Annotated in this window: 21 protein-coding genes, 2 tRNA genes and 1 pseudogene; 5 read left to right on the top strand and 19 right to left on the bottom strand. The window is 66.3% G+C overall.

Going from position 1 to position 25,123, the window contains the following annotated elements; genetic code table 11:
• Positions 1–6 precede the first annotated feature (6 nt).
• The 3 genes and pseudogenes from MC380_RS02250 to MC380_RS02240 all read right to left on the bottom strand — a co-directional run.
• Positions 7–324 (bottom strand): VirB3 family type IV secretion system protein, encoded by a 318-nt coding sequence (locus MC380_RS02250; protein WP_242104315.1) that lies wholly within the window; start codon positions 322–324, stop codon positions 7–9.
• 16 nt (positions 325–340) lie between these two features.
• The gene (locus MC380_RS02245) at positions 341–733 is read right to left on the bottom strand and encodes a TrbC/VirB2 family protein (RefSeq protein WP_277929822.1); all 393 of its coding nucleotides are present in this window, start codon (positions 731–733) and stop codon (positions 341–343) included.
• 483 nt (positions 734–1,216) lie between these two features.
• Positions 1,217–1,627 (bottom strand): annotated as a pseudogene (locus MC380_RS02240) (lytic transglycosylase domain-containing protein); the annotation flags it as partial.
• Positions 1,628–1,940: 313 nt separating this feature from the next.
• Here MC380_RS02240 and MC380_RS02235 point away from each other — a divergent pair.
• Positions 1,941–3,575: a type IV secretory system conjugative DNA transfer family protein gene (locus tag MC380_RS02235; RefSeq protein WP_242162829.1), complete on the top strand. Its 1,635-nt coding sequence runs from the start codon at positions 1,941–1,943 to the stop codon at positions 3,573–3,575.
• A gap of 143 nt (positions 3,576–3,718) precedes the next feature.
• A complete protein-coding gene (locus tag MC380_RS02230) occupies positions 3,719–4,147 on the top strand; it encodes a CBS domain-containing protein (protein WP_242104316.1) in 429 nt (142 codons plus the stop codon).
• 66 nt (positions 4,148–4,213) lie between these two features.
• Here MC380_RS02230 and MC380_RS02225 read toward each other — a convergent pair.
• The 9 genes from MC380_RS02225 to MC380_RS02185 form a co-directional block, all read right to left on the bottom strand.
• Positions 4,214–4,290, bottom strand: a tRNA-Arg gene (locus MC380_RS02225).
• Between the two features lie 181 nt (positions 4,291–4,471).
• Positions 4,472–4,564 (bottom strand) — tRNA-Ser (locus tag MC380_RS02220).
• A 44-nt stretch (positions 4,565–4,608) separates the two neighbouring features.
• Positions 4,609–4,836: a carbon storage regulator CsrA gene (gene csrA / locus MC380_RS02215; protein ID WP_242104317.1), complete on the bottom strand. Its 228-nt coding sequence runs from the start codon at positions 4,834–4,836 to the stop codon at positions 4,609–4,611.
• A 153-nt stretch (positions 4,837–4,989) separates the two neighbouring features.
• On the bottom strand, positions 4,990–7,626 hold the full coding sequence (gene alaS, locus MC380_RS02210) for an alanine--tRNA ligase (protein WP_242162761.1): 2,637 nt from the start codon (positions 7,624–7,626) through the stop codon (positions 4,990–4,992).
• Between the two features lie 248 nt (positions 7,627–7,874).
• Positions 7,875–8,363 (bottom strand): recombination regulator RecX, encoded by a 489-nt coding sequence (gene recX / locus MC380_RS02205; RefSeq protein WP_242162827.1) that lies wholly within the window; start codon positions 8,361–8,363, stop codon positions 7,875–7,877.
• Between the two features lie 154 nt (positions 8,364–8,517).
• Complete coding sequence (gene recA, locus MC380_RS02200) at positions 8,518–9,543, bottom strand: recombinase RecA (protein WP_242104320.1); 1,026 nt, start codon at positions 9,541–9,543, stop codon at positions 8,518–8,520.
• Positions 9,544–9,792: 249 nt separating this feature from the next.
• The gene (gene lexA, locus MC380_RS02195) at positions 9,793–10,443 is read right to left on the bottom strand and encodes a transcriptional repressor LexA (RefSeq protein ID WP_242162758.1); all 651 of its coding nucleotides are present in this window, start codon (positions 10,441–10,443) and stop codon (positions 9,793–9,795) included.
• Between the two features lie 66 nt (positions 10,444–10,509).
• Entirely contained in the window at positions 10,510–11,001 is a 492-nt protein-coding gene (locus MC380_RS02190) for a CinA family protein (RefSeq protein ID WP_242104322.1), read from the bottom strand.
• A gap of 180 nt (positions 11,002–11,181) precedes the next feature.
• On the bottom strand, positions 11,182–13,812 hold the full coding sequence (locus MC380_RS02185; protein WP_242162756.1) for a TonB-dependent receptor: 2,631 nt from the start codon (positions 13,810–13,812) through the stop codon (positions 11,182–11,184).
• Positions 13,813–14,034: 222 nt separating this feature from the next.
• Here MC380_RS02185 and mutS point away from each other — a divergent pair, with 222 nt between their 5' ends.
• The 3 genes from mutS to katG all read left to right on the top strand — a co-directional run bounded on the left by mutS (position 14,035) and on the right by katG (position 19,881).
• Positions 14,035–16,653: a DNA mismatch repair protein MutS gene (gene mutS / locus MC380_RS02180; protein ID WP_242162754.1), complete on the top strand. Its 2,619-nt coding sequence runs from the start codon at positions 14,035–14,037 to the stop codon at positions 16,651–16,653.
• A 56-nt stretch (positions 16,654–16,709) separates the two neighbouring features.
• On the top strand, positions 16,710–17,387 hold the full coding sequence (locus MC380_RS02175) for a DUF937 domain-containing protein (RefSeq protein WP_242162752.1): 678 nt from the start codon (positions 16,710–16,712) through the stop codon (positions 17,385–17,387).
• Positions 17,388–17,625: 238 nt separating this feature from the next.
• On the top strand, positions 17,626–19,881 hold the full coding sequence (katG, locus tag MC380_RS02170; RefSeq protein ID WP_242162749.1) for a catalase/peroxidase HPI: 2,256 nt from the start codon (positions 17,626–17,628) through the stop codon (positions 19,879–19,881).
• Positions 19,882–19,953: 72 nt separating this feature from the next.
• Here katG and MC380_RS02165 read toward each other — a convergent pair whose 3' ends face one another.
• From MC380_RS02165 to ffh, 7 genes are all read right to left on the bottom strand, one after another.
• A complete protein-coding gene (locus MC380_RS02165; protein WP_242104327.1) occupies positions 19,954–20,364 on the bottom strand; it encodes an RNA-binding S4 domain-containing protein in 411 nt (136 codons plus the stop codon).
• Between the two features lie 185 nt (positions 20,365–20,549).
• Positions 20,550–20,957, bottom strand: coding sequence for a 50S ribosomal protein L19 (rplS, locus tag MC380_RS02160; protein WP_242104328.1), 408 nt, complete (start codon positions 20,955–20,957; stop codon positions 20,550–20,552).
• Positions 20,958–21,130: 173 nt separating this feature from the next.
• Positions 21,131–21,886: a tRNA (guanosine(37)-N1)-methyltransferase TrmD gene (gene trmD, locus MC380_RS02155; protein ID WP_242162747.1), complete on the bottom strand. Its 756-nt coding sequence runs from the start codon at positions 21,884–21,886 to the stop codon at positions 21,131–21,133.
• A 42-nt stretch (positions 21,887–21,928) separates the two neighbouring features.
• Positions 21,929–22,456, bottom strand: a complete 528-nt coding sequence (gene rimM / locus MC380_RS02150; RefSeq protein ID WP_242104330.1) for a ribosome maturation factor RimM — start codon at positions 22,454–22,456, stop codon at positions 21,929–21,931.
• A gap of 37 nt (positions 22,457–22,493) precedes the next feature.
• Positions 22,494–22,751 carry a 30S ribosomal protein S16 gene (rpsP, locus tag MC380_RS02145; RefSeq protein WP_242104331.1) on the bottom strand — a complete coding sequence of 86 codons (258 nt, stop codon included), beginning with the start codon at positions 22,749–22,751 and terminating at the stop codon, positions 22,494–22,496.
• A gap of 116 nt (positions 22,752–22,867) precedes the next feature.
• Positions 22,868–23,569, bottom strand: a complete 702-nt coding sequence (locus MC380_RS02140; protein WP_242162745.1) for a VIT family protein — start codon at positions 23,567–23,569, stop codon at positions 22,868–22,870.
• Between the two features lie 28 nt (positions 23,570–23,597).
• Complete coding sequence (gene ffh, locus MC380_RS02135; protein ID WP_242104333.1) at positions 23,598–24,962, bottom strand: signal recognition particle protein; 1,365 nt, start codon at positions 24,960–24,962, stop codon at positions 23,598–23,600.
• Positions 24,963–25,123: the final 161 nt, after the last annotated feature.

Below are 25,123 nucleotides of genomic sequence, written 5' to 3'. Positions count from 1 at the left end.
GCCGGTTTATTTCTTCTTTGGCGCGGGTTGGTCACGATGGGGATTCGGATTGAACACCCACATCCCTTCGTGCTCGCGCTTGTTGCGGACCTGCGGCGCGAGCTGCAGACGCAACCCGAGCAGGCGGAAGATCATCTCGTCGCGCCGGGCCATCTGCCGCATCACGAGGATCACCGGTGGCAGCAACAGCAACCAGAGCAATCGCCCGGGCGCGTACAGGGCGAGCATGATCACCCCACCCGCCCCGATGAAGAACGGGACGTACGGCACGCCCAGGAACATGGGCGGGCGGGTGCAGCCGCGGAAGACGATGTTCTTATGCATTGCCCTGGACGTGCGCTTACGCCACGTACGGCAGCAACTGCTGGATCGCGGAGATATCGCCGCAACCTTCCGAACCTTCGCGGGAACCAATGATCCAGTTGGCCAGTTGGCCAGCCGCACCGATCAGCAGGGCCCCGATCATGATCGGCGCGACATCAGAAATGCGCTTGTGTGCAAACGCGATCTGGTAGCCGGCGAAGATGATGCCGATGGTGACCACGGCAATCGATGCGATGTTGAGCAGACCGGTGATATTGCTGAGAAATCCGCAGGTCTTGGTCTGGAATTCGGACTGGGCCATGGCGATCTCGGGCATGGCGATCGTCGACACGAAGACGACGGCCATGAATAGCGCCGAGAGCGTGTTGCGGGCATCGGTGGCCTGGGGGACGAATTTCGCGGGCTTCATGGTGATCTCCTTTTCGTGAGGGGTGGTTGGGGCGGATGCGGCTTTCGTTAGGTGTGTCGTGACTCAGAAGACGAAGGCGCTGTCGCCGCCGCTCGGCGAAACAGCTGTTGGCTGGGGGGCGACTGGGGCGTCGGGGGCGGCGCCGTCGTTTGCACGCCGCGCCATAACGACAACGGCGCCCGAACCCGCGCTTGCCATGGGAAAGGCAGCGGTCGCCGGAATCGGAACCTGGGCCTGCGTCGCCTGCATGGACGCGGGTGTCGAAGTCGGGGCGGCACCCTGTCCTTGCGGGATGACCGCAGGCTGGCCCCGAGTCGTTGGCGCGGATCGGTAATCGGCGCCCCGGCGTTCCACCAGCGACCCGATGGTGGCGACGGCTGCGGTTTGCTGCTCGACCGGGCGTCCCGTGCGCCTCACGACGCGGTCAACGACAGCGATCGGGGCCACGCCGGCAAAGGTCGCATCCATGCGACGCTCCCGCTGCATCGAGGCATACACCTTCTGCACATAACCGTGCCGGTACCCGGTCTTGAAATCGCCCGAGTAGTAGCAGCTGAAGGATTTGCCCCAGTCGCGCGAGCGCTGGTAGCACTCGGCCAAGATGCGCGAGCCGGCCTGCAGGTTGGCGCAGGGCTGGAAGGCTTTCTCGTAGGAGTCCAGGCCGTACTTGACCAGGTTGTAGCGGTTGACCTGGGCCAGGCCGAGCGAGAAGTTGTAGCCGCGCTGCTCGAGCATGCGGGCGGTGGAAAGCGCCTCGGGCAGGTTGCGCGGCTGGCGCACGAGGCGGCCGCCGACGACGCCGATGGCATACGGGTTATATGAGGATTCGACACGCACCACGTGGTGCATGACTTCCCTGGGCACGGCCAGGTTGGGGCAGCTCATCAGCTCCATGCCGGGTAACACGTCCGTGTTCCTCCTTGATCCCCTGCTGCCGCGGATCGCCGATCCTTGGCTCCTTGATGAATAGTCCACGGCCGCATCGGCGCTGTCAACAAGTCCATTCGTACAGGTATGGCCACGCGGCCTGGGCGATCAGGGGGTAGTTCGTGCGACTTGCCGCCGCCTGTCGCGCCCTGACATGATCGCCCCGGCCCCGCGTCTGCTGCGGGGCCGCGACATGGACAGACCCCACCTGCAGGACGCCACGGTGAGCAATACATTCCCCCTGAAACTCGGTGCGCTTCTGGTCACCCTGGCGCTCGCCATGGCGGGCGGGTTGTACCTGTCCGGCGTGCTGGTGCCGCTGCTGCTGAAGGTGCAGGCACCCACGCCCTGGTACGAAACCTGGTGGAGCTACTTCCGAGTCCTGGACCTGCCGCAGGTCAAACCGCACGCTGGCAAGATCAAGTTCGCGACCGTCGTCGGCTTCGGGCTGCCGCTGCTCGTCTGGCTGCCGCTATCCGTGCTGATCCTCAAACCGCGGCATAAGTCCCTGCACGGCGACGCGCGCTTCGCGACCGCCGGCGACCTGGCGAAGAAGGACATGTTCAAGCCGTCCGCCGACGGCGTCGTGGTCGGGAAGATGGGCGGCAAGTTGATCCGGCTGCCAGGGCAGCAGTTCGTGATCCTGGCGGCGCCCACGCGCTCTGGCAAGGGCGTAGGGATCGTGATTCCGAACCTGCTCGAGTACCAGGAATCGATGGTGGTGCTGGACATCAAGCAGGAAAATTTCGAGTTGACCAGCGGCTGGCGCGCCAGCCAGGGCCAGGAGATCTACCTGTTCAACCCGTTCGCCGAGGACCGGCGCACGCATCGCTGGAATCCGCTGACCTACGTCTCGCGTGACCCGGCTTTCCGTATCTCGGACCTGTCGAGCATCGCCGCCATGCTCTATCCCGACGGCGCGGACGATCAGAAGTTCTGGGTCAGCCAGGCGCGCAATGCCTTCCTAGCCTTCGCGTTGTACCTGTTCGAGAACTGGGATGAGGAGCAGGCGCTGGGCTTCCCGTTCTCGCGGTATCCGACCCTAGGCGCGATCTATCGGCTTTCGTCGGGCGACGGCAGCGACCTGAAGAAGTTCCTACAAGGACTGGCCTCGCGCAAGTTCCTCGGGCCGAATGCGAAGACCGCCTTCGCCAACATGCTCTCACAGGCGGACGAGACCTTCGCCTCGATCATGGGCACGTTCAAGGAACCGCTCAACGCCTGGATCAACCCGGTGCTGGACGCGGCCACCTCCAACGACGATTTCCTGCTGACCGACGTGCGCAGGAAGCGGATGACCATCTACATCGGCATCCAGCCCAACAAGCTGGCCGAGGCGCGGCTGATCGTGAATCTGTTCTTCAGCCAGCTGATCAACCAGAACACGCGCGAGCTGCCGCAGAACAATGACGAGCTCCGGCACCAGTGCCTGCTGCTCATGGATGAGTTCACATCGATCGGCAAGGTGGAGATCATCTCCACTGCCATCGCTTACATGGCCGGCTACAACATCCGCCTGCTGCCGATCATCCAGTCGATGGCGCAGCTGGATGCGGTGTACGGCAAGGACGTCTCGCGCACCATGATCACCAATCACGCGCTGCAGATCGTCTACGCCCCACGGGAGCAGCAGGACGCCAACGACTATTCGGAAATGCTCGGCTACACGACCATCCGCAAGCGCAACCGCAGCCGTTCCTATGGCCAGCACGGCAACTACACCCTGAGCGAGAACGAGGAGCGGCGCGCGCTGATGCTGCCCCAGGAACTCAAGGCGATGGGATTCGATACCGAGGTGTTCTTCTACGAAGGAATCCCGCATCCGGTGAAGTGCGAGAAGATCAAATACTTCAAGGACCGGCACTTCACTGAACGGCTGCTGCCGAAGGCCACGGTACCGCTGCTGGAGTTCTAGGACGTCGCAGCAGGTCATTTCCGTGACGCCGGCCCACCGCGACGCGCCTTGCGCTGCTGTGGCATTCACCTGGATGCCACTGCGGCCGCGCGAGAATCGTTCCCACCACCCGATCGCGGTGGTTGCCCGATGGAGGTAGCGAAATGACACGCATAAGCGAAGTGATGACGCCCGACCCCGCCACGTGCAGGGTCGAAACGCCCGTGCAAGAAGTGGCGCGCATGATGATCGACAACGACTGCGGACAGATCCCGGTGTGCAACGATCAGGGCATGCCGGTCGGGGTAATCACCGACCGCGACATCGCGGTACGGATCGTCGCAAGGGGCGGCGACGGCATGGTCAGGGCCAGCGATGCAATGTCTTCGCCGACCAGGACGGTACGCACCGACAGCGACCTGAAAGAAGCGGTCAGCCTGATGGAGCAGGCGCAGGTACGCAGGGTGCCGGTGGTCGACCCATCCGGACGGCTCGCGGGCATCGTCTCGCTCGCGGACATCGCGCTGGCGGGCAAGAAGAAGGACACCGCCGAGATCGTGCGCGAAGTCTCGGAGCCCAGGTACCCGCACTAGCCTCAACATCACGCAGAAAAAAGCAAAGGCCGGCGGAAAACCGTCGGCCTTTGGTACTGCAGGATCTGGCGCGCCCGGAAGGATTCGAACCTCCGACCCCCAAGTTCGTAGCCTGGTGCTCTATCCAGCTGAGCTACGGGCGCATGATGCAGAAGCGGAATTGTGCCCAATTGGCGGCGTGACCGTCAATTCGTGGCGTCTCGGACACTGGCGGAGACTGAGGGGCGAACGGTGGACCGCTTGCAAGCCACAGGCTTGCGGCCCATCTGCGCCCTCGCGCGCCCGGCGCGAGGGCCGGGAATCACGAAGTCGTAGCCAGTTAACTGGCGGAGACTGAGGGATTCGAACCCTCGATGGAGCTTTTGACCCCATACTCCCTTAGCAGGGGAGCCCCTTCGGCCTCTCGGGCAAGTCTCCGTGCGTTGCGTCCGAGGACGCGCGCGGCGCCGAAGGATACCGGTTCAACCCGACTGCGGCAAACCTTCCAGATTGTCGCGCTCTTGGGGTTCGGAGCGGCGATCCCCCTCTTCGCCGTGGATGCGCTGGTAAATCTCCTCGCGATGCACGGCAACATCCTTGGGCGCAGTGATGCCGATGCGCACCTGGTTGCCCTTGACCCCGAGCACGGTCACGGTGACCGAATCTCCGATCATCAGCGTTTCGCCTACGCGGCGGGTCAAGATGAGCATTGAGTGACTTCTCCAGAGGACGGCAGCGGCCGTCTACATGCTTAAACGCACATTTTAAACGAATTTGCGCAAAAACCGATTGCGCCCCCGGCGGCTGTTCTCACGGTAGTCAGCCCCGACGGCGCCTGCATCAGCACAAAGTCATGCAGGACGTTAACCATTCAGCCTTGTCTGCACCCAACAACGTACTCCCTCAAGCGCATCGGCCAGCGCCGGCGAGTCCTCGCCGCCGCCCTGCGCCATGTCGGGTCGACCGCCGCCCTTGCCCCCGATCCGGGCCGCGACGTCGGCAAGCAGCTCGCCCGCACTGATCCTGCCGCCGGCAGCGCCGCTGACGCCGGCGACCAGCGCCGCCCTCCCGCCCTGGACTCCGGCCAGCACGATCACCGCGTCGCCCAGCTGCTGCCGCAGCCGGTCGACCGCCTCACGCAGAGCCTTCACATCGAAGCCTTCCAGGCGGGCGGCCAGGATCTTGATGCCGTCCAGGTCGACCGCCTGCGCGGCCAGGTCCGCGGTGGCTCCGGAGGCCGCCCTGGCCTTGAACGTCTCGAGTTCCCGCTCGAGCTTCTTCTGGCGGTCGATCAGCGCACGCAGCTTGTCGGCAACATCACCCGGGGCACCACCCAGCAGGGCGGCTGCCTCGTCCAGCCTGCGTTCCTCCTGTTCGACGTAATCCAGCGCGCCCTGCCCGGTCAGCGCCTCGATCCGGCGCACACCGGCCGATACGCCACCTTCCGAGACGATCTTGAACAGGCCGATATCGCCGGTGCGACGGACGTGGGTGCCGCCGCACAGCTCGGTGGAGGTGGGCCCGAAGCGCAACACGCGCACGTTCTCGCCGTATTTCTCGCCGAACAGCGCCAGGGCGCCGAAATCGAGCGCTTCCTGCATCGCCATGTGGCGGACCTCGCCCTCGTGGTTGGCCCGCACCTCGGCGTTGACCCGTCGCTCGATTTCGGCCAGCTCGACATCGGTCACCGGCTGGAAGTGCGAGAAATCGAAGCGCAGCCGGTCGGGTGCTACCAGCGAGCCCTTCTGCTGCACGTGGGTACCGAGCACGGTGCGCAGGGCGGCATGCAGCAGGTGGGTGGCGCTGTGGTTGAGGACGGTCGCGGCGCGACGGGCTGCGTCGACCGAACCCACCAGGCGGTCGCCCCTGCGCAGGCTTCCATTCACAAGGCGGCCGACATGGCCATGGAACTGCCCGGCCAGCTTGATCGTGTCCTCGACAATGAAACGCACACCCTTCTCGTCCAGCTCGCCGGTATCGCCGACCTGACCACCAGATTCGGCATAGAACGGCGTGCGGTCGAGCAGGACGATCGCGCTGTCGCCGGCGTCGACGGCCTCGACGGGGCGTCCGTCCTTCAGCAGCGCGACGACCTCCAGCCCGCCGGCATCGAGCGCCTCATAGCCGAGGAACTCCGTCGGGGTGAGCTGCGCGACCAGGTCGGCAGGCAGCTGGGTGCCGCCGCCGAACTTGCCCGCGGCGCGAGCGGTTTCCTTCTGGCGTGCCATCGCCGCGTCGAATCCGGCCATGTCGACGGACATCCCGCGCTCGCGGGCCATGTCGGCGGTCAGATCGACCGGGAAGCCGTAGGTGTCGTAGAGGCGGAACGCGTCCGCGCCGGGGATGATGTCGGCATTGCGCGCAGCGACTTCGTTGAAGATGCGCATGCCTGAGTCGAGCGTTTCGGCGAAGCGCTCTTCCTCGGCCTTCAGCGCGCGCTCGGCGGTGGCGCGGTGCTCACGCAGGGTCGGGTAAGCCTCGCCCATCAACGTATCGAGCGTGGCGACCAGATTGTGGAAGAACGGCTCGCGCACGCCAAGCATCCAGCCATGCCGCAGCGCGCGGCGGATGATCCTGCGCAGCACGTAGCCGCGGCCTTCGTTGCCCGGCAGCACGCCGTCGACGATCAGGAAGGCGCACGCGCGAATGTGATCGGCGATGACCCGCAGCGACTTGTTCTCGAGGTCGCTGGTATTGGTGAGCTCGGCGGCGCGCCGGATCAGCGCCTGGAACAGGTCGATTTCGTAGTTGCTGTGCACGTGCTGGAGCACCGCCGCCAGGCGTTCCAGGCCCATGCCCGTGTCCACGCACGGCGCCGGTAGCGGCACCAGGGTGCCGTCGGGCTGCTTGTCGAACTGCATGAACACCAGGTTCCATATCTCGATGTAGCGGTCGCCGTCTTCGTCGGGCGACCCGGGCGGGCCGCCGAAATGCGACGGACCGTGGTCGTAGAAGATCTCGGTGCACGGGCCGCAGGGGCCGGTGTCGGCCATCTGCCAGAAGTTGTCGCTCGCGTAGGGCGCACCCTTGTTGTCGCCGATCCGGACGATGCGCTCGGCGGGGATGCCGATCATGTCGTGCCACAGATCGTAGGCCTCGTCGTCAGTGTGGTAGACGGTGACCAGCAACCGGTCCTTCGGCAACTTCCAGACCTCGGTCAGCAGCTCCCACGCCCAGGCGATGGCGTCCTTCTTGAAGTAGTCGCCAAACGACCAGTTGCCCAGCATCTCGAAGAAGGTGTGGTGGCGCGCGGTATAGCCGACCGAGTCCAGGTCGTTGTGCTTGCCGCCCGCGCGCAGGCAGCGCTGCACGTCGGCCGCACGTACGTAGCTGCGCTTCTCCGCACCCAGGAACACGTCCTTGAACTGGACCATGCCGGAATTGGTGAACAGCAGGGTCGGATCGTTGCCGGGTACCAGCGGCGCGGACGGCACGATGGTGTGGCCCTTGCCCTGGAAGAACTCGAGGAAATCCCGGCGGATGTCGGAGGTGGTTTTCATCTGGCGAATGCTGGAGGGTGGGCGCAGTCCGGACGCCGCAAGACCGGCAAGATGCGGCCGCGGAAACGAACGGACAACCCGATCAGGCTAGTTTACAGGCGGGATGGGGCGCGTCAGGCGCCGATCGAGCGTGTTTGGAGCTTGCGAACGACCCACGCGCGCCAGGGACGGGCGCTCAATGGCGACCCCGCCGCTGTTCACGCATCGCCCCTTCCCGTGACATGCCAGCCACAGACCCAGGTCCGGGTTCAATCTTCAGGGTCGCAGCGAAGCGCGGTACGGATATGGTCGGCAGCAAAACCGCGGCGGACGAGCATGTCGGCCGCTTTGCGCTGGCGGGCGCGGTCGGTGGCGATCCCCCGGCCGAAACGGCGGCGGACCAGGTCCTGTGCATTGGTGGCCCAGTCCCCGTCGAAGCTGTCCATGGCGGCAGCCACTGCTTCCCGATCCAGGCCATGGGTTCCCAGTTCGGCGCGGATCCGGATCGGACCATAACCAGCATTGGCACGGCCGCGAACCAGGGATTGGGCGAAGCGGGCGTCGTCCTGCCAGCCGGCGTCGCAAAGCTTTTCGATCGCCGCGGCCGCCTCTGCCCGCTCTACGCCCCGATCAGTGAGCTTGCGGGTCAGCTCCTTGCGCGAATGCTCGCGACGGGTGAGCAGGCCCAGCGCACGTTGCAGGGGCGAGGGTTCGGGTCGCCGTCGCTTGCGCCGTTCGGGACCAGTGACGCCGCACACGACCGGTGCGGTTTCGGCTAAGCCTTGGTTTGATTCGGGCAAGTCGATCGAGTCATCGGATTTCCCCATGAGGTGCCCTTCTCCGGCGCCTGCACGAGGAGCGGGCCGGGATGCCTGCTGACGATCAGTCATCCCGGCCCGCCGTTGCAACCGGTCAGGCTTCATCGACCTCGGCGCGCGAGATTTCCTCCGGCACGAACTGCTCACGCAGCTGGGCTTCGAGTTTCTGCGCGACCTGCGGATTCTCCTTGAGGTACTGGCGGGCATTTTCCTTGCCCTGGCCAATGCGCTCGCCGCCGCAGCTGTACCAGGCACCCGACTTCTCCACCAGCTTGGCGTCCACGCCCATCTCGATCAGCTCGCCCTCGCGGCTGATGCCCTCGCCGTACAGGATCTCGGTAAGCACCTGCTTGAACGGGGGCGCCATCTTGTTCTTGACCACCTTGATCTTGGTCTGGTTGCCGATGATCTCGTCGCCCTTCTTGATCGCGCCGATGCGGCGGATGTCCAGGCGGATCGAGGCGTAGAACTTGAGAGCGTTGCCGCCGGTGGTGGTCTCCGGGCTCTGGCCCGGCATCATGATCCCGATCTTGTGGCGCAGCTGGTTGATGAAGATCACCATGCAGTTGCTGCGCTTGATATTGCCGGTGAGCTTGCGCAGCGCCTGGCTCATCAGGCGTGCCTGCAGGCCGGGGAGCTGATCGCCCATCTCGCCCTCGATTTCGGCCTTGGGCGTGAGTGCGGCGACCGAGTCGATCACCACCATGTCCACGGCGTTGGAACGCACGAGCATGTCGGCGATCTCCAGCGCCTGCTCGCCGGTGTCCGGCTGCGAGAGGAGCAGCTCGTCGACATTGACGCCCAGCTTGCCCGCATAGATCGGATCCAGCGCGTGCTCGGCATCGATGAAGGCGGCGGTGCCACCGAGTTTCTGGCATTCGGCGATGGTCTGCAGGGTCAGTGTGGTCTTGCCCGAGGATTCGGGCCCGTAGATTTCGACCACCCGGCCCTTGGGCAAGCCGCCGATCCCCAGTGCGATGTCCAGCATCAGCGATCCGGTGCCGATCACTTCCGCCACCTCCACGGCACGGTCGCCCATGCGCATCACCGAGCCCTTGCCGAACTGCTTCTCGATCTGGGTCAGGGCCGCGGAAAGGGCACGCTTCTTGTTTTCGTCCATCGTGGTCGTCCTTCAGGTTCGTATGGGAAATCCGGAATGCGGTCAGGCTAGGCCCGGGTCATCGCAGGGGCTGCGACGCTGCAGCCTTGTACGAAAAAATATTCACGGGGGACGCTGGGGGGAACTGGGCAACAACGCAAAGGCGGGTAGGAAAACCCTGAAAAAAATCGCTGGTCGAGCAGGCCCGAGGCAACGCGCCCGGGTTCCCGCCGGTGCGGGGTGCGGATCGGGCTGCGGCGGGCCGCACCATCACCGGTTCGGCCGCACCAGGCCGCAGTAAAGGCCCTCGATCGCGAAATCCTGGCCCGGCTGCACCTCGATCGGGGCGTAATCGGGATTGCGCGGCAGCAGGCGGATGCGGTCCTTGCCGATCTTCAGCAGCTTGACCGTGATTTCCTCGTCGATCCGCGCGACCACGATCTGACCGCTGCGTGCGTCGCGGGTGCGGTGCACGCCGATCAGGTCGCCCTCGAAGATGCCTTCGTCGCGCATCGAGTCGCCCTTGACCTTGAGCAGGTAATCCGGCGACGGCGAGAACAGCACACGGTCGAGCACGAGATAGCTGTCCGGGCCGCTGCTCTCGTCGATGCCCGCGCCAATCGGCAGGCCGGCAGCGACCTGCCCAAGCACCGGAAGGCGCACGGCGTCCTCCATGGAGGCAAGCGGCAGTTCCCGCTGCGGTGCGGCCGGCGTCCGCAGCAGGCGGATGCCCCGCGCCCGACCGGGCATGCGCTCGATGGCCCCGGCGGCCTCCATCGCCTCCAGGTGGTACTGGGCGGCGCGCACCCCCTTGAAGCCGAAGGCACGTGAAATCTCGGCCTGCGAGGGCGGGAAGCCTTCGGCCTCGATCCGCTCGGCGATCATGGCGAGGATGGCCTGCTGGGTATCGGTGAGTTCCATGGTGAGTAGTATTACTACTAACAAACCATCGGCGCAAGCCTCTCGTTCCGCCTGGCTGCCTCAGGGTTACAGAGGTCCGAGACCTTCCAGGGCCGCTGCCACGGTTTGTCGTCGGACGGCTTCGCGGTCACCTTCGAAGTGGAAAACCTCGGCCCGCGGATAGCCGCCGCGGCGCTTCCATGCGATCCAGACGGTTCCGACCGGCTTGTCCGCGGTGCCGCCCCCCGGCCCGGCGATCCCGGTGACGGCCACGGCGACGCTGGCACCCGAATTCACCAGCGCGCCCGAAACCATTTCGATCGCCGTCTCGCGACTCACCGCACCATGGGTTTCCAGGGTCTGGGGGCTCACGCCCAGCAAAGCCTGCTTGGCCTCGTAGCTGTAGGCCGCCATCCCGCAGTCGAACCAGTCCGAGGATCCGGCGACGTCCGTCACCGTCTTGGCGATCCAGCCGCCGGTGCAGCTCTCGGCAGTGACCAGGTGATCGCGACTGCCACGCAGACGCTCGCCCAGCGATTGGGCAAGTGCGCGCAGTTGTGCATCGGTGGGGCTCGGCATGCGGCAGGCAGTTCGGCGGAGGAACGTTGAATTGTCGGCTGAAACCCAGCGCCCGTGTTGCATGGCCGCGGCGCCCTTTCACGCAATCTGCTCGCGATCAACCACCGCCGGCTGGAGTCACCGGCCGGCGCATGGATCCTGCTGCCCCGCTTTCCTCGTCCGGAAACTCGAAGCCCGCCCTCAGTGATAGTTGTAGCGGAACGTGATGCCGTACGTGGCCGGCGCGCCGAGGAACGCGTTGTAGGTATTGAGCGGATCCCCGGGCTGCGGCGTGCCGACCGCCTGCAGCGGGCCGTCGAAGGCGACCTGCACGTATTCGGCATCGAAGATGTTCAGGCCCCACAGCTCCACCGCCCAGCGCTTGTCGCGCCGCCCCAGGCCGATCCGGGCATTGACCACGGTGAAGGCGTCCTGCAGTTTTTCGTCGTCAAGGTCCGAACCGGTGTTGTAGTCCGACATGTACTTCGCGCCCAGGTTGAAGCGCGCGCCCAGGTCGCTGGCGAAATCCCATTCGTAGGTGATCGAGGCCGAACCCGACCACTTCGGCGCGAAGCTCATCTGCGCGCCCGGCAGTTTGTACAGCTGGCCGGTGGGCTCGACGAAATCCGCCCCGGGGATGTCGTCGCCGTACTGGGTATCGGCATACATCAAGCCCCCCTGCAGCATCAACCCGGGGATGGCGTTGGGCTGCCACAGGATTTCGCTGTCGATGCCGCGCGAGACCACTTCCGGAATCGAGCGCACCACGAAACTCGTGCCGAGGAAGCTGTTGAGCTGGAAGTCGTCGTAGGTCTGGTGGAACAAGGTCGCGTTCAGCAGCAGGTTCCCACCCGCCCAGGTGGTCTTGGCGCCGAGTTCGTAGCTGTCGACGAACTCGCCCGGGAACGACGTGTCGTTCACCGGCAAGATGCCGGCGCCGCCGCTGGACAGGCCGTTGGAAGATTGCACGCGGTCCAGGTTGAAGCCGCCGCCTTTGTAGCCGCGCGCGGCCGACGCGTAGGTCATCACGTTTTCGTTCCAGCGATAGGCCGCCTTGAACGTGCCCGACCACTCCTTCTCCTCGCGTTCCTGCTCGCTGATGCGGCCGTTGTGCAGGGCGTTGGCCCAGGGCAAGCACATGAAGCCGGCCACCTGCGGCGCGATCGCGCCGATCAGTTGGGCCTGGACGTCAGGCGGCAGGAACGCCCAGATGGCGATGCGCTGCGCCAGCGCGCCGCCGACCGTGGCTGCAGGATTGGCCAGCACCGCGCCGCATGAGGCGCTGCCGTTGGGATTGGAGAACACCGAGCGCAGCTCCTTCTCTTCGCGGGTGTAGCGAAGGCCCAGGGTCAGGTCGAGCGCCTCGGTCGCGTGCCAGGTGTTGTTGGTGAAGATCGCCGCGCTCTTCGCGTTCTGGTTGTGCCGGTCAAGGGCACCGAGCCCGGCGAAGCCGGTGCCGAACGGGCGGCCGCTGACCTGCGAGAAGAACGTGGCCGGATTCGCGGTGTCGAACGGCAGGCCCAGCGCGGTCACGCCCTGTGCCACGCGCTGCAGCACCAGGGTCGACAGATAGGGCTCGTAGGCGGCGCCGATGCGGTAGGACTCGTTGCGCTCGATGTCCTCGTCCGAATAGAACGCGCCCACCATCCAGTCGACACGGTCGGTGGAGCCGGTCAGACGGAATTCCTGGCTGAAGCTTTCGAAGCCGCTGAAATTCTCGTCCTCATCGGCGTTGCGATAGAGGATATCAGCGGCGGTGAAGTCGAAGTCGATGCCGTGAATCAGTTCCCAGTCGCGCTGCGCGGTGATCGAAGTCAGCGTGGCACCGCCGAACCACGGCAGTTCCCAGTTGATTTCCGCGGAAACGCCCTTGTCCTTGATGTCCTGCTCGGTGCTGCGGTTGCTGTAGGCCGTGCGTCCGAACGGATCGGCGGGGATGGCGATGGCGTTGCCGCCGCCGAGGATGTTGATCAGTGGCGCCGTGCCGCCACTGACCAGCTGCACGGCAGTGCAACAGTTCTCCTCGCGGCTGGAGAAGTCGCCAGAGAGGAGGATGTCGACGTTTTCGCTGGGTTCCAGCAGCAGCTTGCCGCGTAGGGTGTGGTAGTTCTGGTCGTAGTCCTCTTCCTCGGTGCGTGGGCCGGCGCCGGTGACCACGTCCATCCAACCGTCGCGCTTGCGCTTGGCGGCATAGACGCTGAAGGCGGCGTTCTCGCCCAGCGCGTCGTTGTACGCGCCCGACACGCCGAGGGCGCCGTAATTGCCGACCGTGATTTCGCCATCGAGCTCCTGGTTGTAGCCGGGGCGCTTGGTAATCACGTTGATCACGCCAGCGGAGGTGTTCTTGCCGAAGACGGTGCCCTGCGGACCCTTCAACACCTCGATCCGCTCGACTTCGCCCAGATCGCCGAAGCCCACGCTGTTGCGCGGCCGGTAGACGCCGTCGATCACCACGCCGACCGAGGATTCCAGGCCGACGTTGTCACCGACGGTGCCGATCCCGCGGATCCGCGCAGTGGTGATGCCCTCGTTCTGGGTGCTGGTCACGGTGAACCCGGGCACGAGCACCTGCAGATCCTTGATGTCGCGGATGCCGTTGTCCTGGATCAACTGTTGCGGTATCGACGTGACCGCGATCGGCACGTCCTGCATCTGTTCTTCGCGCTTCTGCGCGGTGACGGTCATGGTGGACAGCGTCGTCGGCTCTTCCGCATCCGGGTCCGTCGCAGTCGCGGGCGCCTGCTGCGCGCTGGCCGCTGTCGGAAGCCCCAGCGAAACGAGAACAGCCAGCACGGCGACGGCGAGCGTTGCACGCGGCGGTTGGATGGTCATGGCGATGTCCCCTTGGATGTGTGCAATGCGGATGACTACACAACGGAGAAAATCCGGTGACGGGGCCGGACCGAAGTCCGCCCGGTCGCATCGGCGACGCATTCCCCGCGGCCGGATCGGTGGGGACGCCCCGGCCATGCACGGCACGCTAGCACAAGCCAGGGCAGCCGGCATGGGCATGGCTTGGGGCACACTATCGGGCCACGCCCGCTCCCTGCGCAGATGTCCGCCGAACACACGCCGTTGATGAAGCAGTTCTTCGCCGCCAAGGCGGAGCATCCGGACATCCTGCTGTTGTTCCGCATGGGCGATTTCTACGAGCTGTTCTACGACGATGCCCGCAAGGCGGCGCGGCTGCTTGACATCACCCTGACCCAGCGCGGGAGCTCCGCCGGACAGCCGATCCCGATGGCCGGCGTGCCGGTGCATGCCTACGAAGGCTATCTGGCAAGACTGGTGGCGCTGGGCGAGTCGGTGGCGATCTGCGAGCAGATCGGCGATCCCGCGCTGGCCAAGGGCTTGGTCGAACGCAAGGTCGTACGCATCGTTACCCCCGGCACCGTGACCGACGAGGCCTTGCTGCCGGAGCGGCGCGACACGCTGCTGCTGGCGCTCGCGCGCGGCGGCGCGTCGCGGGGAGGCGTCGGCTATGGGCTGGCGTGGGCGGATCTGGCCGCGGGTCGCTTCCTGGTCAACGAAGTTGCCAGCGACGATGCGCTTGAGGCCGAACTTGCGCGCCTGCAGCCAGCCGAACTGCTTGTGCCGGACGAGGACGGCTGGCCGGGCTTCGTGCTCGAGCGCGGCGGCCTGCGCCGGCGCGCGCCGTGGCTGTTCGATGCCGATGGCGGACGCCGCCAGCTGCTGCGGTTCTTCGCCCTGCACGATCTTTCCGGGTTCGGTATCGACGAAGGCCTGGCGTGCAAGGGACGCCTGGCCGTCGCCGCCGCGGGCGCCCTGCTCGGCTATGTCGAGGAGACCCAGAAGCAGCGCCTCCCGCATCTGACCACGATCGCCGTGGAAGCCAGCGACGGCGCCATCGCGATGAATGCCGCCACCCGCCGGCACCTGGAACTGGATACGCGCATCGATGGCGATACGAAGACCACCCTGCTTGGCGTGCTCGACACGACGGTGACGCCGATGGGCGGGCGCCTGCTCCGTCGCTGGCTGCATCGGCCGCTGCGCGACCGCCAGGTCGTGCGCGAACGGCACCAGGCCGTGGCGACCCTGATCGAGAGTCGCGCCGACGCCGCAGTGCGCGACGCGTTCCGCGCGCTCGGCGATCTGGAGCGCATCCTCTCCCGCATCGCCCTGCGCAGCGCACGTCCGCGCGACCTGTCCACGCTGCGCGATGGCCTGAACCTGGTGCCGGAAGTGCGCAAGCTGCTGGCGCCGCTGGATTCACCGCGCCTGCAGGCGCTGCACGATGCCCTTGGCGAACATGCGGGACATGCCGCGCGCCTGACCCGTGCGCTTGTCGCGCAGCCACCCGTCCTGGCACGCGATGGGGGCGTCTTCGCGGAGGGTTTCGATGCCGAACTCGACGAACTGCGCCAGCTGTCGAGCAACGCGGATCGATTCCTGGTCGACCTGGAAGCACGCGAGAAAGCCGCCACCGGAATCCCCACGCTCAAAGTGGGTTACAACCGCGTCCACGGCTATTACATCGAGATCAGCAAAGGCCAGAGCGAGCGAGCGCCGGCGCATTACACCCGGCGACAGACCCTGACCGGAGCCGAGCGCTACATCACCGAAGAACTGAAGATCTTCGAGGACAAGGTGCTGTCCTCACGCGAACGCGCGCTCGCGCGGGAAAAATTGCTCTACGAAAGCCTACTCGACACGCTCAACGAGAACCTGGAACCGCTCAAGCATTGCGCGGCGGCATTGAGCGAACTCGATGCCCTCGCCTGTTTCGCCGAACGCGCACAGGCGCTCGACTGGAACCAGCCGGTACTGTCCGAGGGTCCGGGGATGCACATCGAAGGCGGGCGCCACCCTGTCGTCGAAGCCGTGCGCGACGAGCCGTTCACTCCCAACGACCTGGTGCTCGACTGCGCGCCGGACCATGGCGGCCTGCGCATGCTGGTGATCACCGGCCCCAACATGGGCGGCAAGAGCACGTACATGCGCCAGAACGCGCTGATCGTGCTGCTCGCGCATATCGGCAGTTTCGTCCCGGCCGCGCGCGCCGAGATCGGACCGATCGACCGCATCCTCACCCGCATCGGTGCCGGCGACGACCTGGCGCGCGGACAATCCACCTTCATGGTGGAAATGGCGGAAACCTCCTACATCCTGCATCACGCCACCGACCAGTCGCTGGTGCTGATGGACGAGATCGGCCGCGGCACATCGACCTACGATGGCCTGGCGCTCGCCGATGCCTGTGCGCGCCACCTGGCAGCGGTGAACCGGAGCTACACCCTGTTCGCCACGCACTACTTCGAATTGACCGCGCTGGCCGAACCGGGCAGCGGCATTGCCAACGTGCACCTGGATGCGGTCGAACACCACGACCCGGTCGCAGGCGAGAGTCTGGTGTTCATGCATGCGGTGAAGGACGGGCCGGCCGATCGCAGCTTCGGCCTGCAGGTCGCGGCGCTGGCCGGGCTGCCGAAATCCGTGGTACGCCAGGCGCGCGCCAGGCTCGCCGAACTCGAGGCGCGACGTGATGCGCCCTCCTCCCCGCTTACCGCGCAGGCGCTCGACGCGCCACAGCAGATCGGATTGTTCGCGCCTGCATCCGCCGCGCTCGAGGCCCTGGCAACACTGGATCCGGACGAACTGACGCCGAAGCAGGCGCTCGAAGCCCTGTACCGGCTCAAGGCCCTGCAATAACCGGGCACTAACGCGTTCGGCCGTAGCGTGGCTTCCCCTTACCGGACGGACCGGCCATGACCACTTCGATGACCCAGGATCTTGCCTCGCAGCTGCAGGGTGGGCCGGTACAGCAGATCGCGCAGCAGCTGGGCGTGGATCCGGCCACCGCACAGACCGCGGTGACCGCCGCATTGCCACTGCTGATCGGCGCGCTCGGCCGCAATGCCAGCCAGCCCGGGGGCGCGCAGGCGCTGTTCGGTGCGCTGCAGAACGATCACGCCGGCGCTGGCGGCCTGGGCCAGTTGCTCGGCGCGGTGCTCGGCGGCGACCACAGCCGGCAGACCGATGGCGCCGGCATCCTCGGCCACATCTTCGGCGGCCGCCAGCCGCGCGCCGAGCAGGCCGTCGGCCAGAGCACCGGCATCGGCCAGGACAAGGCCAATCTGCTGCTGCGCTGGCTCGCCCCGATCGTGCTGGCCTATCTGGCCAAGCGCATGTTCGAGAACCGGCAGGTGTCGGCCGGCGGTGCATCGTTGCCGCAAGGCTCGGCCCACCAGCCACCGGCGCAGGCGCCCTCTCCCGGCGTGCTCGGCGAGATCCTCGAGCAGGAGACACGCACGGTCGAACAGCAAGGTGGACCGCTCGGCAGCGTGCTCGGCCAGGTGCTGGACCGCGATGGCGACGGTGACACCGATTTCAGCGACCTGCTGAAGATCGGGGGTTCAATTCTCGGCGGCCCGCGGAGGGTTTGAATCGGCGCGCCTCCCGGCCGCAGACGCGACGTCGGCCGGACAGCCGCAACACTACGGGCTTGCAATAGCAATCACCTATCGGATCTGTCGAATCATTCAATTTTCCTTTGCACCGGGACGGTCGTAGCCTCGTTGCAGCTGAGCACCCGGCACATCCGGCAGCCCGGCTTGTCTTCGACATGCCGCACGCAGGTTCGATCGAACCTGCGTTCCACGACACCACCAAGGGAGAAATGCCATGTCCAACGAGGCCAAGTGTCCGTTCCACCAGACCGCGGGCGGAGGACAGCAGAACATCGACTGGTGGCCGAACCAGCTGCGTGTCGACCTGCTGTCCCAGCATTCGTCCAAGTCCGATCCCATGGGCGCGGATTTCGATTACGCAAAGGAATTCCAGAAGCTCGATTACGCCGCGCTGAAACAGGATCTCGCCGCGCTGATGACCGATTCGCAGGACTGGTGGCCCGCGGACTTCGGCCACTACGGCGGGCTGATGATCCGCATGGCCTGGCATAGCGCCGGGACCTACCGCATCGGCGACGGGCGTGGCGGCGGCGGGCGCGGCCAGCAGCGCTTCGCCCCGCTCAACAGCTGGCCGGACAACGTCAGCCTGGACAAGGCTCGCCGGCTGCTGTGGCCGATCAAGCAGAAGTACGGCCGCAGCATTTCCTGGGCCGACCTGATGATCCTGGCCGGCAACGTCGCGCTGGAAACGATGGGCTTCAAGACCTTCGGTTTCGCCGGCGGGCGGCCGGACACCTGGGAACCCGACGAGGATGTCTACTGGGGTCGGGAAAATACCTGGCTGGGCGGCGACGTGCGCTATGCCCACGGCTCGGAAGGCGTCGAGAAGCCGGGCGACCACGGCGTGCTGGTCTCCGACGACGATGCCGACGGCGACGTGCATACCCGCAATCTCGAAAACCCGCTCGCCGCAGTGCAGATGGGCCTGATCTACGTCAATCCGGAGGGCCCGGACGGCAACCCGGATCCACTGCTCGCCGCGAAGGACATCCGCGACACCTTCGGGCGCATGGCCATGAACGACGAGGAGACGGTCGCGCTGATCGCCGGCGGGCACAGCTTCGGCAAGACCCATGGGGCCGGTCCGGCGGACAATGTCGGCGAGGAACCGGAAGCCGCCGAGCTGGAAGCGCAGGGGTTCGGCTGGCATAACCGTTTCGGTTCGGGCAAGGGTCCCGACACGATCACCAGCGGTCTCGAGGTCACCTGGACCAAAACTCCGACCAGGTTCAGCAACGACTTCTTCGAGCACTTGTTCGGCTTCGAATGGGAATTGTCGAAGAGTCCGGCCGGCGCGCACCAATGGGTCGCCAAGAACGCACCGGCCCTCATCCCGGACGCGCACGATTCGTCGAAGAAGCGCGTGCCGACGATGCTGACCACCGACCTGTCGCTGCGCTTCGATCCTGTGTACGAAAAGATCTCGCGCCGGTTCCTGGAGAACCCGGACCAGTTCGCCGATGCGTTCGCCCGCGCCTGGTTCAAGCTCACCCACCGCGACATGGGCCCACGCGCCCGCTATCTGGGCCCTGAGGTTCCGGAAGAGGAGCTGATCTGGCAGGACCCGGTGCCGAAGGTCGACCATCCGCTGGTCGATGCGAACGATATCGCTGCGCTCAAGGCGAAGATTCTCGGCTCGGGGCTGTCGGTCGCCGAACTGGTATCCACGGCATGGGCGTCGGCGGCCACCTTCCGCGGCGGTGACAAGCGCGGCGGCGCCAACGGCGCGCGCATCCGCCTCGCCCCGCAAAAGGACTGGGCGGTCAACCAGCCGGCGCAGCTGGGCAAGGTGCTCAAGGCGCTCGAAGGCATCCAGGCCGATTTCAACGGCGCGGCTGCCGGCGGCAAGAAGGTTTCGCTGGCCGACCTGATCGTGCTCGGCGGCGTGGCTGCCGTCGAGAAGGCCGCAAAGGACGCCGGCGTCGAAGTCGCGGTGCCCTTCCATCCGGGCCGGACCGATGCGTCGCAGGAGCAGACCGACGTCGATTCGTTCGCCCCGCTCGAGCCGTTCGCCGACGGGTTCCGCAATTACATCAAGGGCCGTTCCGTGGTACCGGCCGAGCACCTACTGATCGACCGGGCGCAGCTGCTCACGCTCACCGCGCCGGAGATGACGGTCCTGGTCGGCGGCCTGCGCGCCCTCGGCGCCAACCATGGCGGTTCGAAGCACGGCGTGCTGACCGACCGCCCCGGCGTGCTGAGCAATGACTTCTTCGTGAACCTGCTCGACATGGGCACGGAATGGAAGGCGACCTCGAATGCGCGCGACGCATTCGAAGGCCGCGACCGCAAGTCGGGAGCGTCGAAGTGGACAGGCAGCCGCGTGGACTTGGCATTCGGCGCCAACTCCGTGTTGCGTGCGCTGGCCGAGGTCTATGCAAGCGCGGATGCGCAGGAGAAGTTCGTCAGGGACTTCGCCGCGGCCTGGAGCAAGGTGATGGATCTGGACCGGTTCGATCTCGCAGCGTAGCGGCAAGAACGCGGGCGCCGACACGGCGCCTGACGACGGAACGCCGGCGCAAGCCGGCGTTCCTGTTTCCGGCTACAGCGTGTCGATATCGCCGAGCGCGCGGATCAGGCGGCGGGCGCGCTTGTCGGGTTTGGTCTCGGGTGCGCGATAACCTGCGCGCGCGGCTGCGCGGGTCGCACGTTCGGCCTCGCGTCGCTCTCGCGAGGCCTCGCCTTCCTCATAGAGCCCCTGCGCGACCGAAGCCGGTCCGCGCATGCCGGAGAGTGCACGGACGATGATCTCGAACACCTCCTCGCCCCGCCGTATGAACAGGCGATCTCCCACCCGCACCAGGCGCGAGGGCTTGGCGCGTTGGCCGCCGACCTCGACCTTGCCTGATTCAACCGCCAGCTTGGCCAGGCTGCGCGTCCTGAAAAAGCGCGCCGCCCAGAGCCAGACATCGATGCGGGTGCCGGCAGCAGCGTTGTCGGTTGCGGATTCCATGCTGGGGACATTCTAACCAGCGTTGCGGACGGGTCCGGCAGCGTGCAGTCGTGCATGTCGGCCGCAGCGAACCGGTGCGGCGCTTCCGCCAAAGCACGCGCTGCCAGGTCCCGGCCAGTCGAACTCATAAACGCGAACGGCCACCTTGCGGTGGCCGTTCCAGGCATCGCCTGAAGGCGCGGGTCTTACTCGGCGGCTTCGGCTGCAGCAGCGGCGGCAGCCGCAGCATTCTTGGCCTTGGCATTGCCCGCCAGGTCTTCCTTGATGCGCGCCTTCTTGCCTTCCAGCCCGCGCAGGTAGTACAGCTTGCCCGCACGCACGTCGCCGCGGCGCTTGACCTTGACCGATTCGATCGCGGCGCTGTAACTCTGGAACACGCGCTCGACGCCGTAGCCATGCGAGATCTTGCGCACGGTGAAGGCGGAGTTGAGGCCGGCGTTCTTCTTGGCGATGACCACGCCTTCGTAGGCCTGCACGCGCTCGCGGTTGCCTTCCTTGACCTTGACGTTGACGATGACGGTATCGCCCGGACCGAATTCCGGCAGCTGGCGCTGCGCCTGGTCGGCTTCGAATTGCTGGATGAGCTTGTTCATGGGAATCGCCTTGGAGCTGTGCCCGAGCGGGCTGCCTGTTGGACGCTCTGTTCAGAGCTTAGTTGTATGCGCGAGTGCACGCGGACCCGCGTCATGGCCTTGGTGGAACGAAGCCGCGCATTATAGCGACAAAAATCCCTGTGATGCCATGGGGTTAGCGGACGCCGGGCCGGTCAGGACCGGGACTTCCAGAATTCATCCAGCAGCGCCTGGTCCGACTCGGACAAGACCACCTCGTCGAGCAGGTCCGGCCGCCGCAGCCAGGTGCGGCCCAGGGCCTGCATCCGCCGCCAGCGGGCGATCTCGGCGTGGTTCCCCGACAGCAGTACTTCAGGCACCGGGCCCAGGGGGTGTTCCACCGGCCGGGTGTAATGCGGACAGTCCAGCAAGATGGGGCCTTCCTCACTGCCGGGTCCGAAGCTGTCCTGGAGGGCGGAATCGGCGTCGTTCAGCGCCCCCTCCTGCAGCCGGGCGATCGCGTCGATGACTACCGCCGCGGCCAGCTCGCCACCGGAGAGCACGTAATCGCCGATCGAAAGCTCCTCGTCGACCTCGGCCTGGATCAGGCGCTCGTCCACCCCCTCGTACCGTCCGCAGAGCAGGATCACGCGGCTGCGTGTGGCCAGCTCGCGCGCCTTCGCCTGGTCGAAACGTTCGCCCTGGGGGCTGAGATAGATCACCCTGGCCGGTGCGGGATCTGCCGCGCGCGCGGCGGTGATGGCCGCCTGCAGCGGATCGATCAGCATCACCATGCCCGGGCCGCCGCCGAAGGGACGGTCGTCGACCCGACGGTAGTTGCCTTCGGCGTAATCGCGCGGGTTCCAGCCATGGATCGACAGCAGTCCGCGCTCGCCCGCCCGCCCGACCACGCCGTGGCCGGCGATCTGGGCGACGAATTCGGGGAACAGGCTGATCAGGTCGATACGCATCGGAATTCCATCAGCCAGTGTAGGTGCGACTGGTAGGAGCGGCTAGAAATCCGCGTCCCAGTCCACCGTGATGACGCCGGTTTCGAAATCGACCTGCCGGATCACATCGGGCTGCACAAAGGGCAGCATGCGCTCGCGTTCGCCCTGCACCACCAGCACGTCGTTGGCTCCGGTGGAGAACAGATGGGATACGGTCCCGAAGTCGACCCCTTCCGCATTCCGCACGCGCAGGCCTTCCAGGTCGACCCAGTAGTACTCGCCTTCCTTGGCAGCCGGCAGCGTCGAACGCGGCACCCAGACCTCGGTGCCGCGCAGGGCCTCGGCGGCGTCGCGGTCGGCCACGTCCGGCAGCGTGGCGACGATGCCCTTGGCCGTTTCGCGCCCACGCGCGCCACTGAGTTCACGCTCGCGTCCGTGCGCGTCGCGCAGCGTCCACGGCTGGTAGCGGAGCACGGACGATTTCGGATCGGTGAAGGATTCGAGCTTCACTTCGCCGCGCACGCCGAACGCGCCGTGGATCCTGCCGATGAGGACGAGCCTGTCACCGGAGGGGCGCGTGGCGGTTTGCATGCGTCCAGCTGCGGCCGCGCGTCGCGCAGCCGGCGGATCAGGCGGCGGGTGCGGCCTTGGCGGCCTGCTTGTACAGATCGGCAACCTTGTCGGTCATCTGGGCGCCGTGACCCAGCCAGTGCTGCACGCGCTCGACATTGAGCTCGACGCGCTTTTCCTGGCCCGAAGCCACCGGGTTGTAGAAGCCGACGCGCTCGATGTTGCGGCCGTCGCGGGCGCTGCGGCTGTCGGTGACGATGATGTGGTAGAACGGACGCTTCTTCGCGCCGCCACGGGTGAGGCGGATCTTGACCATTGCTGTTCTCGGTATAGCCCAGCTGCCAGGGTGGCAGGGTAAGCCGGCCATTCTAGAGCATTGGCAGGAGCCGCGAAACCCGGTCCCGCATTCGCAAGCGACACCAGGCTTGCCTGTCAGCCGGCGACCACGCCCCCGAACCAGTGCCCCAGGGCCGCGGTGAAGGCCATCGCCAGCGCGCTCCATACGCTCACGCGTAGCGCGCCGCGCGCGACTGGCGCGCCCCCCACCTTGGCCGCGACGCCACCCAGGATTGCGAGGCAGACCAGCGAAAATCCGGTGACCCACGGGCCGGCATGGTCCCGCGGCGCCAGCAGGACCACCGTGATGGGAAGCATGGCCCCGAGCGCGAACGCCCCCGCGGAAGCGAGCGCCGCCTGTACAGGCCGGGCACGCAGGGTCTCGGTGATCCCGAGCTCGTCGCGGGCGTGCGCGGCCAGCGCATCGTGTTCGCTGAGCTGGGTGGCGACCTGGTCGGCCAGCGCCGGGTCGAGCCCGCGCTTGACATAAATGGCTGCGAGTTCCTGATGCTCGGCTTCGGCGAAATTCTCGAGTTCGCCTTTTTCCTTGGCCAGGTCCGCCGCTTCAACGTCGGCCTGCGAGCTCACGGACACGTATTCGCCTGCGGCCATGGACATCGCCCCGCCCACCAGCCCCGCAAGACCGGCCAGCAGCACCTGGTGATGGCCGGCGTTGGCCGCAGCGATGCCGACCATCAGGCTCGCGGTCGAGACGATACCGTCGTTGGCGCGGAGCACGGCGGCGCGCAGCCAGCCGGCGTGTTCGTTGCGATGGCGCTCGGCGTGCCGGCTGCGCATCACCCGATCCTGAGTCGAGTCCGCGCGATCACGGGAACGGCCGTCCCCGCCCGCCCATCATTCCGCCCAGGTTGCGCATCATCCCCTTCATGCCGCCACGGCCCAGCTTGCCCATCATCTTTTCCATCTGCTGGTACTGCTTCATCAGCTTGTTGACGTCGGCAGGCGTCATCCCCGCGCCCTTGGCGATGCGGGCGCGGCGCGAGCCGTTGAGCAGGGCGGGATTGCGCCGCTCCTTCTTGGTCATCGAGTTGATCAGCGCGATTTGGCGCGGGATCTCCTTGCCGGTGACCTGGCTCTTCACCGAATCGGGGATCTGGCCCATACCGGGCAGTTTGTCCATCAGTCCGGACAGGCCGCCCATGCTCTGCATCTGTTCCAGCTGCTCCTTGAGGTCGTTGAGGTCGAAACGCTTGCCCTTCACCACCTTGTCGGCCAGCTTGGCCATCTTGTCCTTGTCGACCTGCTGCTCCACCTGCTCGACCAGGCTGAGCACGTCGCCCATGTCGAGGATCCGGCCAGCGGCGCGATCGGGATGGAACACGTCCAGGCCGTCGGCCTTTTCCCCGGTACCGACGAACTTGATCGGCTTGCCGGTGATGTAGCGCACGCTGAGCGCTGCGCCGCCGCGCGCGTCGCCATCGGTCTTGGTCAGGACCACGCCGGTCAGCGGGAGCGCCTCACCGAACGCCTTCGCGGTGTTGGCCGCGTCCTGACCGGTCATCGCGTCGACCACGAATAGGGTTTCGACAGGATGGATCGCCGCGTGCAAGGCCTTGATCTCGGCCATCATCGCCGCGTCCACCGCAAGGCGGCCGGCGGTATCGACGATCAGCACGTCAGCGAAGGACTTGCGCGCATCGTCGATGGCCGCGCGCACGATGGCCTCCGGCTTCTGCGATGGGTCGGAGGGGAAGAAACCCACGTCCACCTGTTGCGCCAGCGTTTTCAGCTGCTCGATGGCGGCAGGACGGTAGACGTCGGCCGATACCACCATCACCTTCTTCTTGCGCTTCTCCTTCAGGTGCTTGGCGAGCTTGCCGACCGTGGTGGTCTTGCCCGCACCCTGCAGGCCGGCCATCAGGATCACCGCCGGAGCCGGGACGTTGAGGTTGAGTTCGCTGGCGGAGGCGCCCATCACGGTGGCCAGCTCGTCGCGAACGACCTTGATCAGCGCCTGGCCCGGGGTGAGCGATTTCAGGACTTCCTGTCCGACCGCGCGCACCTTGACCCGTTCGACCAGCGCCTGCACGACCGGCAGGGCCACGTCGGCTTCGAGCAGCGCGATGCGCACCTCGCGGGTGGCCTCACGGATGTTCTCCTCGGTCAGACGGCCGCGTCCGCGCAGGCGGTTGAGGGTGCCCGAGAGGCGCTGGGTAAGGGATTCGAACATGCTGAGGGCCTTGCAGATGCGGAAGGAACTGGCGCGAATTATAGGTCCCGCCTGCGTCGACGCTCGCCCTGCGCAGCCCGGCACAGCGAGGTCTCGGGATATTCGCGCGAAGGATGAGGGCCGTCCCGCGGCAGTATCAGCCACGCCCGGTGGCCCATTCG

Source organism: Lysobacter sp. M15 (genome assembly GCF_022662515.1).
GTDB lineage: Bacteria > Pseudomonadota > Gammaproteobacteria > Xanthomonadales > Xanthomonadaceae > JAKPBU01.
The sequence above is the reverse complement of the archived record's forward strand: the minus strand, read 5'-3'. Positions and strand labels throughout refer to the sequence as shown.